Source organism: Nitrososphaera sp. AFS, from assembly GCF_009898475.1.
In the GTDB taxonomy this organism is placed as follows: Archaea; Thermoproteota; Nitrososphaeria; order Nitrososphaerales; family Nitrososphaeraceae; genus Nitrosopolaris.
On sequence record NZ_QURE01000068.1, the window covers coordinates 1 to 6,615 of the forward strand.

7 protein-coding genes and 1 other RNA gene are annotated in these 6,615 nt (G+C 40.9%); 6 read left to right on the plus strand and 2 right to left on the minus strand.

Features of this window, described 5'->3' with window-relative positions:
• The first annotated feature begins 186 nt into the window (after window positions 1-186).
• Window positions 187-684: a TIGR00725 family protein gene (locus DYY65_RS08165; RefSeq protein ID WP_370519331.1), complete on the plus strand. Its 498-nt coding sequence runs from the start codon at window positions 187-189 to the stop codon at window positions 682-684.
• 2 nt (window positions 685-686) lie between these two features.
• On the opposite strand, the gene DYY65_RS08170 is transcribed toward DYY65_RS08165, so the two are convergent.
• Window positions 687-1,835 carry a 3-hydroxyacyl-CoA dehydrogenase family protein gene (locus DYY65_RS08170; RefSeq protein ID WP_162477478.1) on the minus strand — a complete coding sequence of 383 codons (1,149 nt, stop codon included), beginning with the start codon at window positions 1,833-1,835 and terminating at the stop codon, window positions 687-689.
• Between the two features lie 132 nt (window positions 1,836-1,967).
• Here DYY65_RS08170 and DYY65_RS08175 point away from each other — a divergent pair, with 132 nt between their 5' ends.
• From DYY65_RS08175 to rnpB, 3 genes are all read left to right on the plus strand, one after another.
• Window positions 1,968-2,588: a hypothetical protein gene (locus DYY65_RS08175; protein WP_236561741.1), complete on the plus strand. Its 621-nt coding sequence runs from the start codon at window positions 1,968-1,970 to the stop codon at window positions 2,586-2,588.
• A gap of 123 nt (window positions 2,589-2,711) precedes the next feature.
• The gene (locus tag DYY65_RS08180; RefSeq protein ID WP_162477480.1) at window positions 2,712-3,215 is read left to right on the plus strand and encodes a DUF367 family protein; all 504 of its coding nucleotides are present in this window, start codon (window positions 2,712-2,714) and stop codon (window positions 3,213-3,215) included.
• 25 nt (window positions 3,216-3,240) lie between these two features.
• Window positions 3,241-3,522, plus strand: an RNA gene (gene rnpB / locus DYY65_RS08185) — RNase P RNA component.
• A gap of 71 nt (window positions 3,523-3,593) precedes the next feature.
• On the opposite strand, the gene DYY65_RS08190 is transcribed toward rnpB, so the two are convergent.
• Complete coding sequence (locus tag DYY65_RS08190; protein WP_236561743.1) at window positions 3,594-4,688, minus strand: hypothetical protein; 1,095 nt, start codon at window positions 4,686-4,688, stop codon at window positions 3,594-3,596.
• Window positions 4,689-4,942: 254 nt separating this feature from the next.
• Here DYY65_RS08190 and cofD point away from each other — a divergent pair, with 254 nt between their 5' ends.
• On the plus strand, window positions 4,943-5,863 hold the full coding sequence (cofD, locus tag DYY65_RS08195) for a 2-phospho-L-lactate transferase (RefSeq protein WP_370519332.1): 921 nt from the start codon (window positions 4,943-4,945) through the stop codon (window positions 5,861-5,863).
• 2 nt (window positions 5,864-5,865) lie between these two features.
• Window positions 5,866-6,504 (plus strand): 2-phospho-L-lactate guanylyltransferase, encoded by a 639-nt coding sequence (gene cofC, locus DYY65_RS08200; RefSeq protein WP_162477482.1) that lies wholly within the window; start codon window positions 5,866-5,868, stop codon window positions 6,502-6,504.
• The last annotated feature ends 111 nt before the right edge of the window (window positions 6,505-6,615 follow it).

Below are 6,615 nucleotides of genomic sequence, written 5' to 3' on the forward strand. Positions count from 1 at the left end.
CATACTACATGCGAACGATTATCAAATTTTTTTATTAGGTTTCGCAACTTGACCTCAAACGATTCGTTTATTATTTGGAGTATTAATAATTATTTAATGTGGGAAATTTAATTGATCTAAGTTAGCTTTAATGCTTTTTAAAACTTTAATCACAAAGCATAAGACTGAGAAGATTGGTCGGAAAGTGTGCGCAAGCTTCAGATTGCTGTGATTGGATATAATAAGGACAGGTGCACTGAAGAAGCTCGACTTCTAGCGTATCAGGTCGGAAGTGAAATAGCTCAGGCAGGTGCTATTTTGATCTGTGGCGGATTAGGAGGGGTAATGGAATCAGCCTGTAAAGGTGCTAAGGATAAAAACGGTTTTACGGTTGGCATTATACCACAAGACGAGTTTTTGTTTGCAAATGAATTTTGCGACATAGTGATATGTACCGGGATGGGATTTGCACGTGATTTTATTACAGCTAATTCAGCAGACGGAATCATATCTATTGGGGGAGGAGTTGGCACGTTGATAGAAATGGCAGTCGGCTATATGAAGAAGAAGGTAATTGTAACAATACAAGGAAGTGGCGGGGTGTCAGATAGTTATGCCGGAAAATACTTAGACGAACGCAAGCGAGTTCCAATTTTGATAGCAAAAGACGCCCATTCCGCCGTACAAATGTTTTCAGGAGGCTGAAATCATTTGTCTTCATAGGTACCAATGTGGGGATTAGGCTCGTAACGTGGACCATATTTTGCAGACATCTCGTTCAATTTGGTTAGAACGTTTTTCACTCCGAATTGCTTGACAGTCTCAAACAAGTCTGTCTTTAAGCCCATGCCTAGGTTGAGGGCCTTGTCAAGGTCTGCTTTAGTGCATACATTGTTTGAAATCAACCATGCAGCATTATTAGCTGCTGTTGCCACCAAACCAATTGGATTATATTTCTCAGCTTCTTCGCTCGTTAGATTTATACGCTCGTAAGAATTACTGCTATATTCATAAAAACCCCTACCTGTCTTCTTCCCAAAATATCGACAATCGACGAGCTGCTTTATTCTCGGATGAGGATTTATTACCTTTTTATCTCTGGCATACATTTCTAGTGTAGCCTTATAAATTACATCCAAACCAGTATAGTCTGCAAGCTCGAAAATGCCCATCGGATATCCCATCTTGTATTTTACTGCTGAGTCTAGCTGGGTCATTGTGACTCCATCCCTGTCCAAAAAATAGGCAGCTTCATGTACTAATGGGATAAAAATCCGGTTCACTATGAAGCCGACTACGTCTTTTTTGCAAAGGACTGACTCCTTTCCAAGCTGCTTTACAAAATCAAGTACGGATTTAGTAGTTTCTGGTCTGGTTTCCCGTCCTGGAATCACTTCTACCAGTCGCATCAATTGAGGCGGGTTAAAAAAGTGCAGGCCTATGAACTTATCTGGCCGCTTTGTCAATGCAGCCATTTCGGTTATTGGCAATGTACTTGTATTGGATGCATAAATTGCTTCTTCATCTGCAAATCTGTCGACCTCAGCATACAGCTTCCTTTTAATTTCTAGATCCTCTGGTACTGCTTCAACAATGAAATCAGTTCCAGCAAGAGACTTTTCCAAATTTATTTCAGGAGTAATTCTTTTGAATATAGTTTCAGATTCTATCTGAGTGATTTTGTTTTTTTCGGCTAGTTTACTCAGAGACCACTTTATTTTATCTAGTGCCTTATTCAACAAGATTAAATCAATATCACGTAATATCACGTTGTAGCCAGCCATTGCAGAGACTTGCGCTATCCCGTGACCCATTATTCCAGAACCTAGAACCGTTATATTTTTGCTTATTGACATGTTTAGGTACCGAGTTCTTCCCAGTTTTTAATATTCCTGAATTCAGCTGAAGCTTTTATAGGATCATTAATTAGACTTTGTTATTTGGATCTGAACAGGTTTTCCGGAGATATAGAGAGCCTTTCCTTAAAAATGAGCTCTGGACAATCGCCAGAATTTGAGAGGCGTATGGGATTTGTCAAATTCAGACTTATCGAGCTATACAAGAAAAATTTGGTGAAAATAAACCATTCAGTAATGGAACTAATTTGTGCTAAGCATCTTATCCGCTATGGCTATGTTGTAGATGTTGAGAAGCAATTAACGCAGATATTGGTGTGTGATCTGTATGGAACAAAAGGAGAAGGATCTACGGTCGTCGAAATTGAAACAGGGTTTGTACCTCCTGACCATGCTCTAGATCCACTGTCATACTATTATGCACGTATTGCAAGCAAAATCTCTAGGTACAGCAGATTTGCCAATCAATTCATTTTAGCTACTACACCTGTAAGTATCCTTCCCATTCCAGCAATGTTCAGGCGCCCACCAAGGGATAGACGAACCGATGAGATACATAATCTCAAACGTATATGTGATACTTACTATCGCAATCCGCCAGTTTCAGAAGAAGACATAGTAAGCGGTAGAATCCATATTATCTATATAATAGACATAGATCAAGGTAATGTGACGGAAATTGACGTCGATTCTTATTTTGATTGTATCAGTATGATGGCACCAGCTTCAAACATCATATATGGACCAAGATGAAATGGCAAATTTTCGTATTTACATATTTGTTCACACATTAAACTACATCTCCAGGCAACACGCGGAAACTGATTTTTTCAGATTTATATTACTGCATAATCCACTCTTTTCGACAGTTCTGTAATGCGAGCGCAGGTCCTAATGTACAAACAGGACGATCCGGCAAAATGTACTGCCGCAAAGCTTGTTAGGTTCGGACTTGCTGAATCCATTAGGTTTGTTAGACCTGATGCGATATTGTTAGATCCATTCTCAAAAAACGTCTTGACTTCCAGTGACAGTGTGTATTGTAAATCGATATGTGCAATTGATTGCTCTTGGGAAAAGGCACAGGTTCTATTTGCAAAAAGCAAATTGAAACACCATTCGCGCCGTCGTTTGCCGGCGTTGCTAGCAGGCAACCCTATTAATTATTCTAAAATATCCAAACTTACTACCGCAGAAGCGTTGGCAGCCTCACTTTTTATTTTGGGATGCAGAAAAATGTCAGAAAGCCTTTTGGCCAAGTTTAAATGGGGACACACATTCCTAGAGCTCAATCTTGGGATTTTGGATGATTATGCCAAAGCACCTAGCGGTAATGATATCCGAGTGTTGGAAAGAAAATATTTTCCTCAAGTATATTAATATATCCAATTTACAAAAAAAGAATGTGAGCTAGCGCGCGGGTTACTCGAAAGAGAGGAAACTCCTCCCTCATTGCAGGCACTCGAATTAGCGATAATTAGCTGGAGACAGCTGGCAACGGAACAGAAAACAAATCCAGCTATAAAGAAGCGATGATGGTGAATAGCTTGAGCCTTTTAGACTTGGAATGAAACCGCCGTCCCGGGTGGAGCAAGGCCAAACAGAGCATTAAGGATCCTGCATCTGCTCGGGTTGGCCGCTCAGCGGAATCCCGCACAGAACAGAAGGAGGGTTACAGCTAGCACACATCTTTACTTTCATTACAGGCGAAATAAGTTTACAAGTGTAGTCTTCAGGGAGCCAACTGCAAGTATTGATTCAAAAAGGAGAGCCTGATCCTGTACCGGGAGACCTAGGGCTAGCTGTTGCACCTTCATTTGAACCTTTGGTGCCTCGACTAGGCGCTTTTTGTGCTTTTGGCGTCCGCGATTTCAACAGCACAAAAATGGCAACTCCTCCCATCATGCCGGCGAAGACTAGTAGCACTTGTATAGGGAAGCCGCCAGTAGCAGTTGTTGTGCCTGCAGGAGCTTGGCTAGTTACAATAGCAACTTGGCCGCTGCCAGATTGTTGGATTTTTGAGAACCCTGGTATCTGAATCTGGGCACTCGGAGGTGGTGTAGATGCATGAACTCCTACTGTTTCCCCGTTTATGGTTGCGCTAGCGTCCTGGACTTGCTCGGTATAAGCTCCTTCCCTGAGACTGCTCTCTCCGAGGGCGTATACGGAGACAGCTCTGGATCCGGGCTGTTGACTGAAAAGACCAGATGAGCCTGCAATACTTCCTGTCGGATCAAAAAGAAAGTGCCAGTTATTCATATCCGCACCAAGGGTTTGAAAGTCGAACAAAGGAGCTTGCATTATTGAAGCAGCCTGTGAGTTTAACAACCCACGTGCAAGTGTAGGATCAAGAGCTTCGAATAATCCAATTGGGGAATTAACATTGATTTTTCCGTATTTCGGCGTATCGATTATTGTTGGCTTAGTTACCGTGATACTCCTCCAATTAAGATCCAAAACTGTCCCTTGTGTTGTGTTTTGCAACACATAATTGGAAAGAGTTGGCTGTATGTCAACTTTGTAAGAGACTAATGCCTGGGTCGGCTCGCCTAGTAAATCTCCAGTATAGGTCAACGTTGCGTTACTAATTTGAACATGGCTATTTTTTTGACTTGCAAAAGCTTGGTTGAAGGCCGCATATAATTGATCCATACCGCCAGTTGTTCCACTAACCGTGAACCTCACATGTTCTGACTTACCATTAAATTGCTTTGCTAAAGGGCCCCCTGCAGGGTAAGTCAAGGTAATAAATCGTACAGCAGTAAAATCAGGGGTGGCACTGTTGGTTTTTGGTGAGAGGAGTGCCGTAAATTGAACAGCGAAAGCGTTGTTCATAACAGAGAAAATTAACATACCACTGATTACACATGCTGAGAGAACTGCAGCAAGTTTCACAAAGGAACTTTGTAGTTAGTTGTTTATAATCTTTGTTGAAAGTACTTTATTTCTAAAATGGGATGCTTTGAATGATAGTGTGTTTCTTTAGTACTCAGCAAGGATTTGTATATTTCTACAACAACCTATAATTTGGAATTCTATGTTGCGCTCGTTTTAGTAATATTCTCCATTCCGAAAATCTTACATAATGTAGTATAGCTCTCCAAAGCGTGATCACTGTTCTCGCCGGGGGAACCGGATCAATCAAGCTTATACGAGGACTTGTCTCGCAAGGCTGCGATATATCTGTTGTTTCAAACGTTGCGGACAATTTTTGGCTATATGGACTTTACATCTGCCCAGATATTGATACCGTGATCTATGGATTAGCTGGCCTGCTTGATCTTACTAGAGGTTGGGGAATAAGAGGGGACACCTTTGAATGTCTGAAACAGATTCAAAATCTCAGAGAACATGCATGGTTCAAAATCGGAGATAAAGATCTTGCTACACATATTTTACGTACTGCTATGCTGAAGAACGGAAAAAGTCTGTCATGTATCACTGAATTCATGAGACAGAGGTTTTCAATTTTATCACGAATACTCCCCGCTACTGACGATCCTATTGAGACAAGAATATCAACCAACAAAGGAGAAATGCATCTCCAGGAGTTCTGGGTTAAAAACCAGGCAAAACCTGCGATATTAGGGATTAGGTATGAAGGAATCAAAGCAGCTGAAAGCAATCGAGAGGTAATCAAGGCAATCAAGAATTCAAAATTAGTAATAGTGGCACCCGGAAATCCTGTTACGAGTATAGGGCCCATACTTGCAATCAACGGAATTAAGAAGACACTTGCAGAAGAGAGAGAAAAAATTATAGCAGTATCGCCTATTATTGCTGATGCTGCAATAAGCGGGCCTGCAGTAAAATATATGAAAGCAATTCAAATTGAACCATCAGCATTTGGGGTTGCAGAATTTTACTATCAAATTGCGTCGAACTTTGTTATTTCAAAAGGAGACGTGAGTTCGGCTAGACGAATATCTAACCTTGGTACCAGAGTTCACGAGACAAACATAGTTATGCAAACGGCTGAAGATGAACAAAGATTAGCTACCTATCTTTTGAATCTACACTTAGGTTAGAAATGAGGACTTTCGCCATAGTACCGGTAAAGAGATTTGATAGAAGTAAATCTAGGTTGGGAACAATTCTAAGCTTAGATGAAAGAAGAAAACTATCCGAGCTCTTGCTTGTAAACACTGTTAGGACGCTTGAGCAATCGAATGCTATCTCCAGTACAATAATTGTTACAAGTGAAAGCTCTGCAGAAGAGATTGTAGGCACGACAAGGGCAGAATTCTTGAAACTAGATAACGACAACGGGGTTAACGCAGCGCTTTTGTTAGCTGATAAATACAGCTCACAAAATGGAGCCGATGCCACACTTGTTATCCCACAGGATATTCCACTTCTATCTGCCACGGATATCGATAATCTTTGTAGTAGAGCAGAGCAACTTGCGAGATGTATCGTTATATGCCCGTCAATTAGGTACGATGGTACTAATGCGCTCTTGAGAAAGCCCCCGCAACTTATGAAGACTCTTTATGATAAAGATAGTTTTAATTCTCACATAAGGGCCGCTGTAAAGATAAATGTCCCCATTAGATTTTTTTTGTCCGGAAGAATGATGAAGGACTTAGATTCCATTGAGGATATCCGGATTCTGATGAAAGAACAAGTGTTAAATCTACCCCTTGCGTTTTTAAAATCCACGCTATAGAATGGTTCTTTCTTGGATGTCCGATCCTACCAACACTATAGAAATCACGGTATTCGCATGTTCAAGATAATGCTTAATTCTAGTAGCTCAGGCTCAAGTAAAATGTAGACC

Coding starts and splice junctions, on each gene's coding strand:
- DYY65_RS08170 (WP_162477478.1), bottom strand. CDS start 1,835: ATGTCAATAAGCAAAAATATAACGGTTCTAGGTTCTGGAATAATGGGT.
- DYY65_RS08175 (WP_236561741.1), top strand. CDS start 1,968: ATGAGCTCTGGACAATCGCCAGAATTTGAGAGGCGTATGGGATTTGTC.
- DYY65_RS08180 (WP_162477480.1), top strand. CDS start 2,712: ATGCGAGCGCAGGTCCTAATGTACAAACAGGACGATCCGGCAAAATGT.
- DYY65_RS08190 (WP_236561743.1), bottom strand. CDS start 4,688: ATGTTAATTTTCTCTGTTATGAACAACGCTTTCGCTGTTCAATTTACG.
- cofC (WP_162477482.1), top strand. CDS start 5,866: ATGAGGACTTTCGCCATAGTACCGGTAAAGAGATTTGATAGAAGTAAA.